At 63.9% G+C, this 17812-nt stretch carries 13 protein-coding genes; 2 read left to right on the plus strand and 11 right to left on the minus strand.

Annotated elements, in window-relative coordinates; translation table 11 throughout:
• Nucleotides 1-129: 129 nt before the first annotated feature.
• The gene (locus P0Y59_09310; protein ID WEK01853.1) at nucleotides 130-1812 is read left to right on the plus strand and encodes a thiamine pyrophosphate-binding protein; all 1683 of its coding nucleotides are present in this window, start codon (nucleotides 130-132) and stop codon (nucleotides 1810-1812) included.
• A 259-nt stretch (nucleotides 1813-2071) separates the two neighbouring features.
• Here the strand turns inward: P0Y59_09310 and P0Y59_09315 are convergent, their stop codons facing one another.
• The 7 genes from P0Y59_09315 to P0Y59_09345 all read right to left on the minus strand — a co-directional run bounded on the left by P0Y59_09315 (nucleotide 2072) and on the right by P0Y59_09345 (nucleotide 10227).
• On the minus strand, nucleotides 2072-3421 hold the full coding sequence (locus P0Y59_09315) for an MFS transporter (GenBank protein ID WEK01854.1): 1350 nt from the start codon (nucleotides 3419-3421) through the stop codon (nucleotides 2072-2074).
• A gap of 260 nt (nucleotides 3422-3681) precedes the next feature.
• Nucleotides 3682-4185 carry a MarR family transcriptional regulator gene (locus P0Y59_09320; GenBank protein ID WEK01855.1) on the minus strand — a complete coding sequence of 168 codons (504 nt, stop codon included), beginning with the start codon at nucleotides 4183-4185 and terminating at the stop codon, nucleotides 3682-3684.
• Between the two features lie 57 nt (nucleotides 4186-4242).
• Entirely contained in the window at nucleotides 4243-5214 is a 972-nt protein-coding gene (locus P0Y59_09325; protein ID WEK01856.1) for a fumarylacetoacetate hydrolase family protein, read from the minus strand.
• Nucleotides 5215-5224: 10 nt separating this feature from the next.
• Complete coding sequence (locus P0Y59_09330) at nucleotides 5225-6880, minus strand: FAD-dependent oxidoreductase (GenBank protein ID WEK01857.1); 1656 nt, start codon at nucleotides 6878-6880, stop codon at nucleotides 5225-5227.
• The gene (locus P0Y59_09335) at nucleotides 6877-7899 is read right to left on the minus strand and encodes a protocatechuate 3,4-dioxygenase (GenBank protein WEK01858.1); all 1023 of its coding nucleotides are present in this window, start codon (nucleotides 7897-7899) and stop codon (nucleotides 6877-6879) included. Before P0Y59_09335 ends, P0Y59_09330 begins: the two co-directional genes overlap by 4 nt.
• A 38-nt stretch (nucleotides 7900-7937) precedes the next feature.
• Nucleotides 7938-8903: a fumarylacetoacetate hydrolase family protein gene (locus P0Y59_09340; protein WEK01859.1), complete on the minus strand. Its 966-nt coding sequence runs from the start codon at nucleotides 8901-8903 to the stop codon at nucleotides 7938-7940.
• A gap of 40 nt (nucleotides 8904-8943) precedes the next feature.
• Nucleotides 8944-10227 carry an aromatic ring-hydroxylating dioxygenase subunit alpha gene (locus P0Y59_09345; GenBank protein ID WEK01860.1) on the minus strand — a complete coding sequence of 428 codons (1284 nt, stop codon included), beginning with the start codon at nucleotides 10225-10227 and terminating at the stop codon, nucleotides 8944-8946.
• A gap of 71 nt (nucleotides 10228-10298) precedes the next feature.
• Here P0Y59_09345 and P0Y59_09350 point away from each other — a divergent pair, with 71 nt between their 5' ends.
• A complete protein-coding gene (locus P0Y59_09350) occupies nucleotides 10299-11153 on the plus strand; it encodes an IclR family transcriptional regulator C-terminal domain-containing protein (protein ID WEK01861.1) in 855 nt (284 codons plus the stop codon).
• Nucleotides 11154-11241: 88 nt separating this feature from the next.
• Here the strand turns inward: P0Y59_09350 and P0Y59_09355 are convergent, their stop codons facing one another.
• From P0Y59_09355 to hpaE, 4 genes are all read right to left on the minus strand, one after another.
• Nucleotides 11242-13515 (minus strand): TonB-dependent receptor, encoded by a 2274-nt coding sequence (locus tag P0Y59_09355; protein WEK01862.1) that lies wholly within the window; start codon nucleotides 13513-13515, stop codon nucleotides 11242-11244.
• Nucleotides 13516-13692: 177 nt separating this feature from the next.
• A complete protein-coding gene (locus P0Y59_09360; protein WEK01863.1) occupies nucleotides 13693-15048 on the minus strand; it encodes an MFS transporter in 1356 nt (451 codons plus the stop codon).
• A gap of 6 nt (nucleotides 15049-15054) precedes the next feature.
• Nucleotides 15055-16230, minus strand: a complete 1176-nt coding sequence (locus P0Y59_09365; GenBank protein WEK01864.1) for an aromatic ring-hydroxylating dioxygenase subunit alpha — start codon at nucleotides 16228-16230, stop codon at nucleotides 15055-15057.
• Between the two features lie 59 nt (nucleotides 16231-16289).
• On the minus strand, nucleotides 16290-17798 hold the full coding sequence (gene hpaE / locus P0Y59_09370; GenBank protein ID WEK01865.1) for a 5-carboxymethyl-2-hydroxymuconate semialdehyde dehydrogenase: 1509 nt from the start codon (nucleotides 17796-17798) through the stop codon (nucleotides 16290-16292).
• Nucleotides 17799-17812: the final 14 nt, after the last annotated feature.

Consider the following 17812-nt stretch of genomic DNA (forward strand, 5'->3'; position numbering starts at 1 on the left):
GGAAAGAAACGACGCGCCGGCTCAACCCAGATGTCTTCTGTCGCGGCCAGCGCGACCTTCCCCGGGTCACTCACCCTTGCCAAAGTCGCGAAAGAAACATAACATGTTAAACGAATGGAGGCAATTCGCATGAGTGAAACAGCAGACGGTGGTGCAGTGAAAATGACGGGCGGTCAGGCGCTGGTTGGGCAATTGATCGTGGAAGGCGCGAAGGACATTTTCGCGATCCCGGGCATCCAGCTCGATTGGGCGGTGGATGCGATCCGCCAGCGCTCGGACGAATTGCGTATGATCGTCCCGCGTCACGAACAGGCGACCTCCTATATGGCGGACGGCTATGCCCGCACCACGGGCCGCGAGGCGGTGTGCATGGTCGTCCCGGGCCCCGGCATGCTCAATGCGCTGTCGGGCATCGCGACCGCTTATGCCTGCAACGCACCGGTGCTGTTCCTCGTTGGCCAGATCCCCAGCAGCACGATCGGCGCCGGCCACGGCATGTTGCACGAAATCCCGGATCAGAGCGGCGTGCTCAAGTCGATGACCAAGTGGCACGGCATCGCCAGGACCCCGGCGGAGATTCCCGGGCTCGTCCATGAGGCGTTCGTCCAGTTGCGATCGGGCACGCCGCGCCCGGTCGCGCTGGAGGTGCCGCCCGACGTGCTTCAGGCGACCGGCATGGTGTCGCTGCTGCCGCGCGCCGAACGGGTTCGCAAGGCTCCGGCCGCCGACGCGATCGCACGCGCCGCACAAGCCCTGGCCGGCGCGCGCCATCCGGTGATCTGCGCCGGCGGCGGCGCGGTGGCGAGTGGTGCCACCGCCGAGATTCAAGCGCTCGCGGAGCGGCTGCAGGCGCCGGTGGTGATGAGCGAGGCCGGTCGAGGCCTGATCGATGATCGCCACCCGCTCGCGTTGATCGCGCTGGGCGGCCGTGCGGTATTGCCGCATGCCGATGTCGTGCTGGTCGCGGGCAGCCGCTTCCTCGACGGCACCGCGCAGCCGACCGACAAGCGCGACGGCGTGACCTATATCTATCTCAACACCACTCCCAACCACATGGGCGCGCCGCGCGCTGAGGGAATCCAGCTTGAGGGCGATGTGCAGGAGGGCGCCCGCGCGCTGCTCGACGCGATCGGCACGGGGCAGGCCCCGTCGGCGGGCGATCGTATCGCCAAGGTCAAGCAATGGGTCGCGCAGCAGGTCAGCGCGATCCGGCCGCAGCATGATTATGTGCAGGCGCTGCGCGAGACGATGGCCGATGACGATATCCTCGTCAGCGAACTGACCCAGGTCGGCTATTATTCGAACATCGGCTTCCCCGTATACGGCCCGCACTCCTTCATCACGCCGGGTTATCAGGGCACGCTGGGGTACGGCTTCAACACCGCGCTGGGTGCCGCCCACGGCAATCCCGATCGGCGCGTCGTCTCGCTCAACGGCGACGGCGGCTTCAGTTGGGGAATGCAGGAACTGGCGACGCTTGCGCGCGACGGCCTGAATGCGTCGATCGTCGTGTTCGTCGACGGCAAGTTCGGCAATGTGCAGCGCATCCAGCGCCGCGTGTTCGGCGCCGAGTTCGGCACCGACGTCGCCAGCCCGGATTTCGAACTGCTCGGCCGCGCTTACGGCTTGCCGACCGTGATCACGGATTCGCCCGATGGTCTCCGCAGCGCGCTGCGCGCGGCGAAGGAGCGCGGTGGCCCGGCGCTGATTGCCGTGAAGGTCGGCGAAATGCCCAGCCCATGGGCGCTGATCCACCCGTTCGTGCCCTCGCCAGTGCCGGTACCGCCCAACCCGCTGGGCGATCCCGCCTGACGGGCGCTAACGCATTGTTCCTGGAAGCCCGGTTCGGCCCTGCCGCACCGGGCTTTCTTTTTGGGAAGCGGATCACGCCGTGAGTTGCGGAAAGGGCGGCAGGCACTATCAGCCGCGCTCGGCCGGTCCAGGCGCTAGCGCCGATCCAGGATATCGCCTCGATGACGGGCGGGCCGGACCCTGACGCGTCGCGGCGGATTATGGGCAGCCCCATCCGCGCGAGCGCACCGGGGCCACCTCGTTAGTTAGTGGCGGAAAGCTATGCCTCGTGCGCGGCGAAGAAGCGCCGGCGCGCGCGCATCAGCATCGCGCTGAGCAGCAGCGAGAGCAGCATGATGACCGGATAGCAGGCGACAATCGCCCAGACGATGCCGAGCGGACCACCAATCACCCGCTCACCGATGAAGGCGAAGACGCTCGATCCGATCGTCTGGCCGAGGAAATTCTGCGCGAGGTTGAACAGGGCAATGATCTTGCCGATGTGGTAGCCTGGCGTGATCTCGGTGATGATCGCGAAGGCAGCGATCGGCATCGATCCGATCAGCAGATTCGCCAGCGCGAGGCAGATCCACACGCCCGTCGTCCCCTGCACCAGGAACATGCCGATCACCGGCACGATCTGCAGCGCCTGAAGCGCGATCGATATCTTGAGGATGGCGTCGCGGTCCCCCGCCAGCGATCGGCGATCGATCAGAAACCCAGCTCCCAGCGATCCGATGGCCGAGCAGATAAGGGCGATCGTCCCGGCCGTTGGCCCGACCACTTCCGGCGGCAAATGATGCTGGCGCTCGATCGCCGGGGCAAGCCACGCGCTCCACCCGGTATTGGCCAGTGACCAGAGGACCGCCGCGCCGAACACCAGAAAGTAAAGCTTCGCGTTGCCGCGCATATGGCGCAGCGAATCTTTCATCCCCGGCCCGCTTCCGGCGGTCACGTCAACATCGACCCGGCGCGGCTCGCGGAAGAGGAAGATCAGGCAGCCAAGGCACAGCCCGACAAGGCCAGGGATGACCATCGCGAACTGCCATGGCTCGATGCTACCGAGAATAGGGATGCCGCGCGCGCCGCCGGATTTCGCAAACCCGTAAAGCGCACCGCCGATGACCAGCGCCAGCGCTGAGCCGACCAGGGGCGCGGTCGTATAGATCGCGAGCGGCCATGCCCGGCGGCGCGGCGGAAAACTGTCCCGGATCATCGACATGGCGCACGGCTGGAGCGCGGCCTCCCCGATCCCCAGCCCCATCCGGCTGGCGAACAGCATCCGGTAGGAGGAGGCGAAGCCCGATAACATCGTCATGCCCGACCAGCCGACCACCGCGACGCCGAGCAACGAACGCCGGCTGAAGCGATCCGCGGCGAACCCCATCGGGATGCACGCCAGACTGTAGAGCACGGCAAAGGCGGCGCCCTCTAGCAGACTGATCTGCACGTCGCTGATGTCCAGCGAAGCACGGATCGGGTCGACCATTGATCGCATCATGTTGCGATCGACGAACGACAGGGCGAACAGCAACGTCAGATAGGACAACAGCAGCCATGGCCGCACGCCGCGCGGATAGGCCTCCGCCTCCCGTGCGGCGTCGCCACCGTCGATCGCGCTACCAGTCATCAGCCTCTCCTGCTTTCTCTATCGCCCGGCGCATCATCGCTAAAACTGGTCGCAATAATCGGCACGCAATACGAAACTTAGTATCGCAATACGATACAGAATTGGTCTTGGCGACGCAATCACTATCCCTGTTTCAGCACGTCCCTCGGCAAATGAATCCAGTGATCCGCAGCACATATTACGGATGCCGGGGAAAGCCTCGCCCCCGCTTCTCGCCTGTGGAAAATGCGATGCCCGCGCGAAAATCCGCGGAAACCAGGTCAGTCCTTGCCGCGCCCGGCGGCGGCGGATTGCTCGCGATTCTGTTCGTCGGGCGCGAATTGCTGAAGCGCCGCGTGGAACGCAGAGAGTTCCTTCATCAGCAGCCCGAGACGTTCCTTGCCGAACGCTTCCTGATAACCCTGGACCAACAGGCGCGTGTGTTCCGCTGTCCTGGACACCAGCGCTCGTCCGACATCGGTGATAGCGATGATCGAGCGGCGCTTGTCCTGCGGATCGACGTCGCGTGCGATCAGATCGCGCTCGCCCAGTTCCTTCAGGATGCGCGTGACGCTCGGACCGTGCAGCATCGCGCTGGTGGCCAGCGTTGCGATATCCAGTGGCCCTTCGTCACTCAGCACGCGCAACACGCGCCATTGCTGCTCGGTCACGTCCGCCGCACGCAACTCCGGCCGGATCGGCGCCATGGTTGCCTCACGCGCCGCAAGCAGCAAGCCGGCGATTGAATGCCGATAGGGCGGCAGGCCACTAATCTCATCAGACATCATGTTCGACATCGCACAAACTGGGGCCATGGCAAATAGGACAACAGCACCGGCCGGTCAGCCGGCATGGCCTTTCAGCCGGTTGCGCAGAACGCCGATGCCCTCGACCTCCAGTTCGACCACGTCGCCATCGTCGAGAAAGGTCAGGCTTTCATAGCCGCACCCGTCGCCCACGGTACCCAGCGCGATCAGATCCCCCGGATGGAGCGTTTCGTCGCGCGAGATATAGGCGATCGTATCGACGATCGAATGCTGCCCGCCCCCCGAAATAGTTCGGACGCGCTCCTCGCCATTGACTCGGGCGATCATGGTCAGCGCTTCGGGATCGGCTATCTCATCTGCAGTGACGATGCATGGGCCGATTGCGTTGCCGGTATCGAAATCCTTGCCCTTGGCCGGGCCGAAACGGAATTGCGTTTCGCGCGACTGAATGTCGCGGGCTGAGAAATCATTGAAGATCGTATAGCCGAACACCGCGTCGAGCGCGTTTTCAGGCGTCAGATCACGCGCCGGGCCACCGATGACGATCGCCAGCTCCAGCTCATAATCCATCAGCTTCGCGGTGCGCGGCCGGATCACCTCGGCGTCCGGCCCGATGACGGTCATCGGGTTGCCTTTGTAATAGAGCGGCTGCTCGAACCACACCGGCGGAATCTCGAACAGGCCGGCGGCGCGGAACTTCTCCAGCGTCGCGGCCGGATCAGGGGTTGCGTTGGCGCGAAGCTGCATCGCCGCGGCGATCGCCTGACGGACGTGCTTTTCGTAATTGCCGCAATCGCGGATCTGCGTCGGTCGGGGAAGCGGCGCGAGAAGCTGAACCTCGTCGAGCGCGATCGTCTCGCCGCTCTCCATCAACCCGGCGATCCGCGCCAGGCCGGCACGACCGGCGGTGATCACCGCGATCATATCGCCCAGCATCTCGCCGCCGTCGCACGCCGTGGCAGCGGCAATGTCGAACACCCGGCCATCGCCGGTCAGCGCGCCGGGGCGAGCATGTCCCTGCCGATTGCGAAAAGTCACCAGTTTCATGGGTCGCTCCTTATGCCGCCGCGCCGCGCAACCGGTCTACCAGCGCCGTGACATCGTCAGGCAGCGCGTTCCCCCGCCACCCGACATGCAGGTCCGGCCGGGAAAGCAGCAGATTGTGGCGATAGACACCGGTGCGCTCGTCGTCAGCGACATCGATCACAATCAGCGGCATCCCGACGGTGGCTGCCGCCGTCTCCAGCGCGGTCACGTCGACCGACGGATCGAACCGCAGCACCGTATAGTCTTGCCCGAAGTCGTCATAGGCGGAGTTGCCATTGCGCCGCCAGAAATGCGGCGTGCGGCATCCCGGCACGGTCGATTGCTCGAAATGAGCCATCGAATAGGCAGGCTGATCTTCCCCATCATAGGAAATGATCGGAGAATCCGGATAGAAATAGCCGAAGTTGAGTCCGCCGCAGCAATATTGCTGAACGTTCAACGCATAGACCTGCTGCCCCAGCGCCGCGCGCGCTGCTTCGCCTTCGGGGCCATCAAGCTCGACTGCTTCCGGCACCGCGCGACGATGCGCGATCGCGCTCAGCGCGTGGTTCATCGCGAAATGCGATACCTGCTCGGTAATCGGCAGCCGCTCGCCCTCATAAGCGTCGAGCAGATGCTCCCCGCCCCAGCCGTTCAGCGTCGCCGCGAGCAGCCACGTCAGGTTCATCGCATCGGCGATCCCGGCGTTCATGCCGAAGCCGGCATAAGGCACCCACAGATGCGCGCTGTCACCGCAGATGAAGATGCGGCGGTCGCGGAACTTGTCGGCCACCAGCCGGCGACCGATCCAGTCCTCCTTGCTGATCACCTCGAAGTCGAAATCATCGTCCACGCCGAGGATGGTGCGGATCGACGCATCGCGATCGATCGCATCGAAATCTTCTTCATGCTCATAGAGATAGTTGTGGATCAGCCAGGTCTCGCGCCCGTCGATCGCCACCGTATTGCCGGAACGGCGCGCATTCAGCGACAGGTTCATCCAGCCGGGCCGGCCGCGCATCATCTCCAGAAGACGCGGGGCGCGGATATAGGTCGATTGCACGCGCTGGACGACCGCATCGCCCGACAGTTCAGCGCCGATGATCGAGCGCACGCGCGACCGTCCGCCGTCGCAACCGACCAGATAGAGCGCGGTCAGCGTTTCGATGGTACCACTGGCCAGATCGCGCACCGTCACGGTGACGCCGTCCGCATCCTGCGTCGCATCGAGCAGTTCGGTTTCCGTGCGGATCGTGATCAGCGGGTTGGTCGCCGCCTGCGCGAAGATCAGCGGCTCCAGAAAAATCTGGTTGATCCGGTGCGGGGGCTCAGGCGTCGGCCACCATGTGTCCGGCCCGGTGAAATCGGTCCAGCGCTCGGCCCGTGCCGGGATCGGAATCCTAGTGATCTCATGCCCCTGCGTCACGCTGGTGCGATAGACGCAGTCATTGGGATAATCCGACGGCAGGCCGGCATCGCGCACCACATCGGCAAAGCCCAGCCGGCGAAACGCCTCCATCGTGCGTGCTGCGACATGGTTGCACTTCACGCTCGGCGGCTGGCCCGCCTTGCGGGTCTCGACAATGATCGAGCGCACGCCGCGCCGCGCGAGATCCAGAGCCACCACCAGCCCGACCGGACCGGCGCCGCTGATCACCACCTGGGCATTGCTAGCCGCCATCGTCATTGCCACGCCACGAAAGCACAGGACGATCCGGTGCCGCCTTCGGTGCGGTAAAGCGTCTGATAGTCGATCTCGCGCATCGTCAACCCGGCGTGCCGCATCGCCGCCGAGGTGGCGATCCAACTCTTGCACTCCGACGTACCGGCCATCAGTTCATTCTGTGGAATGGCTGACAGGGCAGCCTCATCGTCATTCGCCAGCGCGTTCAAAAAGCGGCGATCCCATTCCGGATCGACCACGAAGTGCGTCAGGCCGCCCGTGGTGAGGACCGCGACACGTGCATCGCTATCCCACGCCGCGATCGCGCGGGCGACCGCGCCACCGAACGCGTAGCAGCGCGCAGCGGAGGGGCTGTTGTCGAAATACCAGCAATTCACGTCAACCGGCACATTCGGCTTCATGTGATCGCGGATCACATTCTTGTAGAGGAAGCCGTAGGCATGCGGCAGGCCGAACATCAGCGACCTGTCGTTCAGTACGGTCGGCTTTTCATGGCACAGCGTCACATCGAACGCGCTCTCGCGCACCAGATGCCGCGCGATATGCTGGCCAAGCGCGCGGTTGCCAGGGAAGGCGACGCGGGCATCGGGCAAATGGCCGTGATCGGAAAGCTCGATCCCGATCGGCAGCCGCGCGTTCTGCTCCGCCGTGCGTGGCAGGTTGGGCAGTTCGTCGGCGGCGATCACGGCGAACGCCGGCACGATCTCCGAGAAGAATTCGTGCTGGTCGTTGCCGATCATCACCACCACGTCGGGGTCGACCTCCCGGAACAGGGCGTGAAGCGTGTCCATTGCCGCAAACGATGCGTCGAGCGCGGCGCGGCGCGTTTCGATCGCAAGCCGCTCGCCCAGTTTCTCATCCGCGCGCGCCGCCGCCAGTTCGGCATAGGTCATCTTCTTGCCGTGGAACCACAAGGGCACACCGTCCTTGCGATCACGGTCCCCGCGAAGATCCCAATCCTCCGCCTGCGTATGAAGCTGCGGCGTATGCGCGCAGCCGATTCCGAGCACGATCCTGGCCATAATTCCCCTGCGCGCAATGTTTGAAGAAAAGCGGTGGTTCAGGAACCGACCGAGATGCGGTTCGACAGGCGACCGAGCCCGTCAATCTCCACATCGGTCGACTTGCCGTCATAGAGATTGAGGTAGGTGCCGATATTGCCGCGCGGATGCTTTTCGGTGCCCTTCGACGCGGTGCCGGTGTGCAGGCAATCGCCCACCTCCATCGTGAACCACTTGCTCGCTTCGGAAATCACCCGCTCCACCGGGAAGAAGTAATTGGCGGTGCTGTCGTCGGCATAGCATTCGCCGTCGATATAGCCGCGCACGCGCAGCGCGTTGGGATCGGAAATCTCGTCCTTGGTCGTCAACCACGGCCCCATCGCCGCGAAGGTATCCGCCCCCTTCGACTTGCTGTGATAGATGAACAGCAGATAGGTGTCCTCGCCGCCCTCGAACTTTGGGCGCCACGCCAGATGGTGCGGCTTGATCACTTCGGGACGCTGCTTGAGCGCGATCGAATCCTGCGAGAACTTCACCCCGCTTGCGGTGACGTCGTTGGTCAGCGTGTAGCCGAACACATAGTCCAGCGCCTTTTCAGGCGGCACGTTCTTCGCCGTCTTGCCGAACACGATCACCGGCTCCGGCTCGGGGATCGACTGGCCGTGATCCTTGAGCAGCTCGATCGACTTGTTGTGGCCGGTGAGCGCCGAACGCCCCTTGGTGAAGAACATCGGCGCGGTCATCGGCTTGACCGCATATTGGTTGAGATTGTTGTTGTTGACGGCGCAACCGAGAATCTTCGACGGGCGCGGATTGGGCGCCATCCAGTCGGCATCGGCAAGGCCGATGATCGGCAGGCGCCCGGCAAGGGCCGCCTCGATCGCGGCGGCGGCGCTGTCCAGCCCGGCATTGCCGGCCTCGATCAGATCCTCCATCCACGCATATTCGAGCGCGACCGCCTTATCGTCCGTCACGCGCGCGATCACCGTCGGCTTGCCGTTGATCCTGATGGTGCCCAGCTTCATGTTACTCTCCTGCTTTTTGCAAACGCCCGCGCCGGAGCGGTCAGATCGTGTGTTCGGCGTCCTCGGCGATCATCCCCATCGCGAGTTGAAATTCGCGTTTTATTTCATCAGGTTGACCCACCTGATGTGGGTAATCCGGCTGGTTGAAGCGATAGGCGAGCTTGCGCCCCAACTCCCAGCTTTCCTCCAGCGTCATCGAGGTGGTGAAGATCTCGCGATGCTTGATCGGAAGCTCGACGCATTTGTTGCGATCGGGATCGCGGATCAGCCCCTTGGGATCGCGGCCCTCCGCCACCGCCTTCATATTCTCGTCGAACGAACGCCGCAGCATGATGATGCCGAGATCGCTCTGCCCGAGATGCTCTTCGGTGCGATCGGCGATCGCGCCCTGCCCGGCCCAGGCGACAATGTCCTGATTGAGCACATGGCTGGTGATCCACTCGCCGTGTTCGTCCTTCACCGGCCCCCGCCAGTAAGGCACGCGCTGCTGGACATACGGTTCCTGCGCGACGGGCACGCGGTGGAACATCCAGGTGATGCTCAGCGTGTTCTCGTCATCGACCGGCACGCGCCATTCGATATGATCGCCGAGGAAGAAGGCGTTCGGCCACAAGGCGGTCGAACCGACCGTCCAATGCTGGCTGTCCTTGTCGGTATCCTCGCGGACGCGGCGATAGATGTGGCCGAACTCGAATTCGTCGAACTTCAACTCAAGGTGCTTCGGCCCGTAGCTGCCGTCGCCCGACAGGCGGGATGACCAGTTCCGGTGCATCCATTCGAAGTGCACCGGGTCCAGGCTGTTTTCCTGGCACTGGAACCAGTTGCACGGCACATCGGCATAGACGACCTGGCGAAAGCCGTTGTCCCAGGTAAACGGCTCCCAATTGGGCACCAGCGGCGGCTGGCCCGGCCCCATATAGGCCCATAGCATCCCGGCCTTTTCCTCGACGGGATAGGCCTTGGTGCGGATCTTGTCGCGGAAGCGCGCCTTGGGGTTGGCGATATCTTCATAGGGTTGCTGGAGGCATTTGCCATCGGTGGCGAAACACCAGCCATGATAGCTGCAGCGCAGCCCGTCTTCCTCGATGATGCCGAACATCATGTCGGCGCGGCGATGCGGACATTGACGGTCGATCAGCCCGTAGCCGCCGTCGCCCGCGCGGAACGCAACGAGCGATTCGCCCAGCAGCTTGACCGGCTTTATCCCGAGTTCGTCGATTTCAGCGGCCGCCGCGAAGGGATGCCAGTAACGGCGCAGCAGCTCACCCATCGGCGTTCCCGGGCCGACGCGCGTCAGTCGTTCATTCTGTGCCGGACTGGCCATCTTCCTCCTCCCCCGAAACGTCAAAAATTGTTAAGTCCGGGCTATCGCGCGGTATCGACACGCGCAACAACATGATCTATTTGTTGCGCATGTCGCAACAGACTTTGCCCGACAGCCATGACCGCGATCCGCGCCGGCAAGCGCCAACGGAGGGGCTCGGCAAGATCGAGGCGGTCGCAACCGCGACCGCGATCATCGACTTTCTCGCCGAACGCGGCCGCAAGGTCAGCGTGCAAGACGTGGCGACCATGTTGGGCATCACCAAATCACGCGCCTCACGCCACCTCGCCAATCTCGAGCTGCTCGGTCTGGTCGGGCGGCAAGGCAGCCGCGGTTATGAGCTTGGCTGGCGGCTGGTGCGCTGGGGTCATATCGCCGCCGGAAGGCTCGATCTCGTCACGCTGCTCGATGAGTATATCGTGGCGCTCGCGCGCGATGTCGGATTGACGGTGTTGCTATGCACCGATGCCGGCGGTGACGCGGTCGTGGTGCGATCGATCCCCGCGCCGCAGGCAATCCATATCGACGTGAAACCGGGACTGGTGCTGAGCCTGCCGCACTCGCCGTCGGCCCGGATTGCCTTCGCCTTCCAGTCGCGCGAGCGACGGGAGAAATTGCTTGGCCATTTATGCGCGCGCGAGCCGAATTTCCGCATCGCCGACCGCAATGAGTTCATGGTCCAGATCGCGGATATCCAGCGCCATTATGTTTGCTGGACACGCGACAAGTTCAATCTGGGCCACGGCGCGGTGGCCGCGCCGGTATTCGATCAGGACGAACAATTGCGGGCGGTGGTGACGGTGATGATCCCAAGCTCGGAACTCGGCGAACAAGGCCCGCCGCGCCCGCTGATCGATGCGTTGCTGCGTTGCTGCAGCCTGTGCTCGCGGCGCCTCAACTCACGCTTCCACTTCCCCGTGGGATAGCAAAGCGAAAGCCCCCGTCGATATGCGACGAGGGCTTCGTTTTTCGCCACGGCACCGGGCGACCGCAACGGCCGCCCGGTACTTCAGATCAGAACTTCGTACCGAATTGCACGCCGATCGTGCGCGGCTGCGCGACGAGCGTCTGATACGGCGTCACCGAATCGGCGATCGAGTTGATCTGCGCCCGCTTGTCGAACAGGTTCCGTGCGAACAACGACGCGGTCCAGTCCTTCTTGTGGGCGAAGGTCAGCGCTGCGTTGACCAGGGTGAACGCCTGTGGCGCCATCAGGTTGTAGGCGGGGCGATAGTCCATGAAGGCATATTTGCCGCGATGCTGCGCATCCACCCGGAATTCGAGCGAACTGTCGCCCGCGACCGCCCAGCTATACGACGCGGAGCCGTTGAGCGTGAACGTCGGGGTATTGGCGAACTGCGTGCCGGCCACCGGCGAGCCGGAAATCGCCGGCTGGTCCTTCAGCCACTTCGCCTTGAACACGGTGCCGCTGGCAGTCAGCTCAAGCCCGTGCACCGGCCGAGCGGTCAGATCGAACTCGACGCCCTGCGACCGGGCGCACAGCCCCGAGCAATTGAGCACACCCGAGAACGACCCGTTGAAGAAATCGCCCGAGATCTGCGTATTGTACCAATTGATCCGATACAGCGCGATGTTCGCCTGCAATGCGCGGTTGAACCAGTCGGTCTTGGCGCCGGCCTCGAAGTTCCAAGTATAGTCAGGGCCGTAGGACGCGGGCAACTCCGGCACGACCCGGACGATAGTGCCGCCGGCGCGATAGCCCTGCGACGCCGAGGCGTAGAGCATGACATCGTTGGTCGGCTTATAGTCCGCCTCGAACTTGTAGATCGCCTTGCTTTCCTTGCTCCGCACATCGTCCGGCGCGCCGTTCGAGCCGAGCCGCAGGAACGGCACGATCGAGGTCGCGATATCGTGGCGGGTATTCGAGAACACGCGCACGCCGCCAAGGACCGAGAATTTGTCGGAGAGCTTCAGCGTCGCTTCACCGAAACCAGCCCATTGGTCGAGCTTGAAATCGCCAGCGCGCCGATACCACAGGGGGTCGGATGGAATAGAGTAACCGGTGCGCAGGTTGACGTCGACAAAGCTGTTGTCGATCTGGGTCCGGCGATTCTGGTAGATGCCGCCGACGATGAAGTTGAATGGGCCGTCGAAGCTCGTCGCCAGCCGCAATTCGGAATTCCACATCGTCAACTTCTGCGCCGAGCGGAAAGTGATCGCAGTCGGCAATGTGATCTGCGGGAAGGCACCAATGCTCTGGAGGAAGCCGAAGAACAGCGGCAGCCCCTGCTGATCGGTATAGCTCTCGTTGCGGCGGCGCTGATAGGATTGCGTAAATGTCAGCGTCATGTTCGAGAAACGATGCTCGAGCGTCAGGCCGGCGAGGATCGAGCGATCGTGATACGGCTCCCGGCTCTGCGTCCTGGACTGGAGGTCGCCCGCCGCCGGCAGTGTGACGCCGCCGATCACTGACGGACGCGACCATTCATAGGGTTGCCCGTTGGACTTCAGGTCCTGCACGTAAAGCTGCGTGGTAGCGGTCGTATCCGCACCGAGCTCGTAGAGGCCGTTCAAGCGAAAACCCCAGCTATTCGCGCTGTTGATGTTGTCCTTGCCGAACGCCTTGTTGTCGATGAAGCCAGGCGTGTGGACACCGTAGCCGACAAGCCGGAACGCGACTGAATCGCCGAGCGGCACGTTGATCATGCCCTTGGCCGAATAGCCCGCCCCACCATGCTCGACCTGCGAGCCTTCGACGTCGACGCGTCCCTCCATCACACCCAGCTTCGCCGGGTTGGACAGCACGCGGACGACGCCGGCCAGCGCCGACGAGCCGTAGAGCGTACTCTGCGGACCGCGCAGCACCTCGACGCGCTGCACGTCATAGACGAGGAAGTCGGTCTGGCGGCCAGCCGCGCTGGTCGCGCTGTCACCGGTGCCGGCGGTTGGCATGTTGTCGTAATAGAGACCGACGGTGGATTCGCCCGCGCCAACCAGGCCGCGGATCATCAGGGTGTTCTGCCCCGGCCCGGCATTGATGACGTTGAGGCCCGCGACGTTGCGCGTGACCTGCTCGATATTCGTCACCTGGCGCTTGGTCAGATCTTCGGCGGTGATCACGCCGATACTGCTCGGGGTTTCCTGAAGCCGCTGCTCGCGCTTGTTGGCGGTGACGACGATATCGGGAATGCCGCTATCGTCAGCGGGTTTCGCGGTGTCGGTATCAGCCGCGGGCACGGCATCGGCAGCCCGTGCAGCGGCTGGCGTCGCTACCAGCGCTACTGCCATCGCCACGGAGGATGCCGCCATCATAACTGTCTGTTTCATCTTACCCACCTTTCCCCTCCCAACACATCGTCCGGACCAGGTTGCTGAACCCATCTCCAGATCGAATTAGATAACATGTTATTTTTATCCACACTGGATGCAACGCGCTTGATGATTTGTTGCGCGCAGCGAAACAACAAACCGCGACACGAAGCTGCAACAGTGAAGCAATATGGCTCAGGCTGGGCCACTTCCCTCGTGCTGCATCGCCATCAGGCAGGAGCGGAACTGCTTCAGACCAACCGACAACAAGAGTGTCGCAACCGGGCCGACGATCGCCGCCGCCAAGGCGAGCGACAGGTTCAACGCCTTTTCGTCATGCAGGATATAATCCCCGATCAGGGCCGGCAGGACCGGACCGAGCGTCACCGCGAGAATCCCCACGGTGAGGCCGAACACCGCGCTCAACTGCGCCCGCATATTGCCGGGCGCGACCATCTGGATGGCGGACGGAATGAGCACCGGCACGAAACCGCCGAGGAATTTGATCGGCCAGAGCATCGCTGCCATTGTCGTCGCATCCGGCATCAAAGGCATCGCGGTGGCGAAGACGCTCAGCCCGATCGCCGCATACAACGCGAGCCGAAGACAGGCGTCGCTTCGCCCACGCGCGATCATCCGGCTGGACAGCCAGCCCGCCGACAACATGCCAATCGGCCCGGCGGTGAGCGATGCGAGACCATTGACGTGCCCCGTCTGCGCCGCGTTCCAGTGGAACGTCCGGATGAACAGTTCGGGATACCAGGCGTCCATGTAGCTCATGATCGCCAGCATCGCCGATCCGAGAAACAGCGAGACCGACATTGCCGGCCAGGTCGCCAGAAAGCGCCCGATGCGCGCCAGCGAAAAGGATCTCCCGGTCTCCACCGCCGCATGATCGATATCCCGCGCCGGTTCACGCAGCGTTGAGATCCATAGCGCGACGAGCAAGCCCGGCGGACCGATCACCAGAAAGACGGCGTGCCACGACCGGACCGTCCCGATCAGCGGCAAATGCATATCCGGCGACCGAGCGACCAGTTCCACCACCGAGCCACCCAGGATCAGCGCCAGCCCAGCCCCGATATAGATGCCGACCGAATAGACGCTCATCGCGCGGGGCAATCGCGCCTTGTCGAAACTGTTGCTGAGCAGCGAATAAGCGGACGGCGACAGCGTCGCCTCCCCCACCCCAACGCCGATCCGCGCCGCCATCAGCATCGGAAAGGAGCGCGCGAACGCGCAGCAGGTCGTGGCAAGGCTCCACAATGCCACGCCGCAGGCGATAATCCGCGTGCGCGGATAGCGGTCGGCGAGCCAACCGATCGGCAGGCCCATCACCGTGTAGAAAATACCGAACGCGCCGCCGGTAAGCAGGGCGAACTGCGTATCCGTCAGATGGAGGTCCATCTTGATCGGCCCGACCATCAGATTGAGGATCTGGCGATCGAGGAACGAAAAGGTATAGGCGACCATCAGGACGGCGGCCGTATACCAGCTATAGGCATAGCTTTTTGGCTCGGGCCGGCCGGGCGAAAGCGTGATTTCCGCCACCGCCGTTCAGCTCACCGCGACGATTGCGGTGCCCGCCGCGAGACGGACCAGCGGATCGGCGTTTTCGAACCGGGTGCCGGCGGGGTTGTCGCCCGCCGCGACGCGTTCGATCTGCCGGCGATAATATCTGCGCAACAGCCCGATCCCCTTGTCGGAAGTCACGAGATGTTCCTCGGAGTGAAAGGTGATCGCGCCCTGCCCCACCTGCGCCTCATAGTCGCCTGGCAGTGCGCGATGCTCTTCCTCGGTCAGGTCGTGCCACAGCTTGCCGTTGAAGTGCGACCGGATCCTGGCCAGCGCCCCTTTCTCCGTCACGCGCCCGGCGGAATAGATGCGAAAGCTGGTGTCGTCGATCGGCAGTACCCAGCCGAGCAACGAACATGACCCGACATTCTCGGCACGGGGATTGGCCACCGCGCGAATGGTGGGCAGCACCGCCTCGGTGATCCGGCGATGGACCTTGCCTTCGCCGAGATCGCGGACCTGCGTGCTCTGGATGCCACGCTCGGTTTCCTCGAACACCACCTCCGGCATCAGCGCCATCTGCGCGACGAACTGGTTGCCGCTGAAGCTGCCGTGCAGGATCGGCACATGGAACGGGTCCATGACATTCTCGAAATGCTGCAGCCAGTTGCATGGTACGATTGCCGGACCGCCGCTGCCCAGACTGGTATCGTCAGCCTCGATGAACTCGCCCGGCTCCAGTTCCTCCAGCACGTCGTAGCGCGGCAGAACGGGCATATGCTCGGGCGGCCCCATATAGGCGAAGATCAGGCCATAGAGTTCCTGCACTGGATAGCCCGGCTGGCGCACCCGCGACGCCGTCCGCGCTCCACCCGCAGGCTCACACGGTTGTTCGAGGCACTTGCCGTTCACGTCGAACAGCCAGCCATGATAGCAGCAGCGGATGCCGCGCCCATCGACCTTGCCGTAATACAGCGAGGTGCCACGATGCGCGCAGCGTTCATGGAGCAGCCCCGGCCGTCCCTCGCCATCGCGGAACAGCACCAGGCGTTCGCCCAGCGCGGTGACGATGCGCGGCGTCTCGCACGCATCGGCGCTCACCGCCACCGGGTGCCAGTAGCGACGCAGCAATTCGCCCATCGGCGTACCGCGCCCCACCTGCGTCAATCCCGGGTCGAATGTCGGGGTCGGCAAGCTATAGGCACTGAACATTTCCATATCCGCTCCATTATTTCGGGGCGTCGTACCGCGCCCTCTTTCACGACAGACGTCAGGCGTCAGGCATCGACGCCCAGCCTCTGGATCTTGTGGTTGCCGGTAGCGAGCGCGACGTTCTTCGTCTCCATGTAGAAGTCGAAGCTCCAATCGCCCCCGTCGCGCCCGATGCCGCTGGCCTTCATCCCGCCGAACGGCGCCGGCAGGTGGCGGACATTCTCGCTATTGACCCAGATCATGCCCGCTTCGACCGCGTTCGACACGCGCAGCGCGCGGCTTAGGTCGCGAGTCCAGATATAGGCAGCCAGACCGTAATCCACCGCATTGGCCTTGGCGATCGCGTCCGCCTCGTCCTCGAACGGGATGACGGTGAGAACCGGTCCGAAAATCTCCTCCCGTGCGATCCGCATCTCGATATCGGCATTGGTGTAGAGTGTCGGCGAATAGAAATAGCCCCCGCCTGCCAGCCGCTTGCCCCCCACCGCGATCGTCGCGCCATCGGCGGTCGCGACATCGGCATAGCCCGACACCTTGGCGAGATGGCGCTCGTGGATCAGCGGCCCAACCTCGGTTGCCGAGTCGAACGGGTCGCCGACCTTCAGCTGACGCACGCGCTCCGCCAGCCGTGCGACGAACGTGTCGTGGATCGAGCGCTGGACGAGGAAACGCGATGACGAGGTGCAGCGCTGGCCGTTCAGCGAGTAGATCATGAACACCACCGCATCGAGCGCGCGATCGAGATCGGCGTCGTCGAACACCACCACCGGGTTCTTGCCGCCCAGTTCGAAATGGACTCGCTTCAACGTATCCGCGCCCTGCTTCATGATCGCGCTGCCGGTTTTCGATTCACCCACGAACGCCACCGCCTTGATATCGGGGTGCTCGGTCAGGCGGCGGCCAGTCGTCTCGCCCAGCCCGTTGATCGAGTTGAACACGCCGGCGGGCAGCCCCGCCTCGTGCGCGATCTCCACCAGCAGGCGCGCGGAATAAGGCGACCACTCCGCCGGCTTGTGGACGACGGTGCAACCCGCCGCGAGCGCCGGCGCGATCTTCCAGGTCGAGAGCATGAAAGGCGTGTTCCACGGCGTGATCACCGCGACCGGGCCGATCGGATAGCGCGTCGTGAAGTTGAGGTGTTCCGCAGTCGGAAGCGCCTGGCCATCGGCGGCGGCTGGTGCGCGATCGGCGAAGAAGCGGAAGTTCTCCGCACCGCGCAACGCCGCCTTGGACATGAAGCGCCACGCCTGACCTGCGTCGAGACACTCGACCGCCGCGATTTCCTCCGCGCGCGCCTCGATCAGATCGGCCACGCGGTGCAGGATCGCCTTGCGCTTCTCGCCGGAGGTTCCAGCCCAGCCCGGGAAAGCGCGTTTCGCCGCCGCGACCGCGCTGTTCAACTCGGCCTCGCTCGCATCGCGGGCCTCACCCAGCACCACGCCGGTCGAAGGGTCGTTGATCGGGAACAATGTCCCCTCGCCCGCGACCGACGCGCCATCGACGAAGTGGCCGAGCGGCTGTTGGGTGAAAGGGGCAATGGCCCCCATGGCGATCTTCCGACGATCAGGTTGCATGACAACTCCGCAAT

The sequence above is a fragment of the Candidatus Sphingomonas phytovorans genome, from assembly GCA_029202385.1.
Classification (GTDB): Bacteria; Pseudomonadota; Alphaproteobacteria; order Sphingomonadales; family Sphingomonadaceae; genus Sphingomonas; species Sphingomonas phytovorans.

What these genes read in the sequence shown, in the direction of transcription:
- P0Y59_09310 (WEK01853.1), top strand. Translation starts at nt 130, where the DNA reads ATGAGTGAAACAGCAGACGGTGGTGCAGTGAAAATGACGGGCGGTCAG.
- P0Y59_09315 (WEK01854.1), bottom strand. Translation starts at nt 3,421, where the DNA reads ATGACTGGTAGCGCGATCGACGGTGGCGACGCCGCACGGGAGGCGGAG.
- P0Y59_09320 (WEK01855.1), bottom strand. Translation starts at nt 4,185, where the DNA reads ATGTCTGATGAGATTAGTGGCCTGCCGCCCTATCGGCATTCAATCGCC.
- P0Y59_09325 (WEK01856.1), bottom strand. Translation starts at nt 5,214, where the DNA reads ATGAAACTGGTGACTTTTCGCAATCGGCAGGGACATGCTCGCCCCGGC.
- P0Y59_09330 (WEK01857.1), bottom strand. Translation starts at nt 6,880, where the DNA reads ATGACGATGGCGGCTAGCAATGCCCAGGTGGTGATCAGCGGCGCCGGT.
- P0Y59_09335 (WEK01858.1), bottom strand. Translation starts at nt 7,899, where the DNA reads ATGGCCAGGATCGTGCTCGGAATCGGCTGCGCGCATACGCCGCAGCTT.
- P0Y59_09340 (WEK01859.1), bottom strand. Translation starts at nt 8,903, where the DNA reads ATGAAGCTGGGCACCATCAGGATCAACGGCAAGCCGACGGTGATCGCG.
- P0Y59_09345 (WEK01860.1), bottom strand. Translation starts at nt 10,227, where the DNA reads ATGGCCAGTCCGGCACAGAATGAACGACTGACGCGCGTCGGCCCGGGA.
- P0Y59_09350 (WEK01861.1), top strand. Translation starts at nt 10,299, where the DNA reads ATGATCTATTTGTTGCGCATGTCGCAACAGACTTTGCCCGACAGCCAT.
- P0Y59_09355 (WEK01862.1), bottom strand. Translation starts at nt 13,515, where the DNA reads ATGAAACAGACAGTTATGATGGCGGCATCCTCCGTGGCGATGGCAGTA.
- P0Y59_09365 (WEK01864.1), bottom strand. Translation starts at nt 16,230, where the DNA reads ATGGAAATGTTCAGTGCCTATAGCTTGCCGACCCCGACATTCGACCCG.
- hpaE (WEK01865.1), bottom strand. Translation starts at nt 17,798, where the DNA reads ATGCAACCTGATCGTCGGAAGATCGCCATGGGGGCCATTGCCCCTTTC.